General features: G+C 52.6%; 1 protein-coding gene. It reads right to left on the bottom strand.

Annotation, left to right across the window (positions count from 1 at the left end; genetic code table 11):
• On the bottom strand, positions 1–251 hold a 251-nt coding region (locus AC1RPW_RS08590; RefSeq protein WP_481769544.1), incomplete at both ends, for a hypothetical protein.

Genomic DNA, 251 nt, shown 5'->3' with positions numbered 1-251 from the left:
GGACAAAGCCGGGGTCTGTTCTTCTTGATCGCTGGTCAACAGCATCCGCTGCTCGTCGAAACGCGTTTGCGAAGTTTCCAGAAGTTGGACCAACAGTACATCCCAATTGCGGAGTGCAGTAAGGTCCAGCGTCTCTTCGTTAAGCTCGCCCAGATATGCAATCTCGCGCAGACTCGTCAGCTCATTTTTAAGTGCCCTGAGAGCCTTGGCTGTACCCTGGGGAACACCATCGTTACGAAGGGATTTAACGA

Source organism: Dellaglioa sp. CoH-55-MRSF-8 (assembly GCF_056782195.1).
The sequence above is the reverse complement of the archived record's forward strand: the minus strand, read 5'-3'. Positions and strand labels throughout refer to the sequence as shown.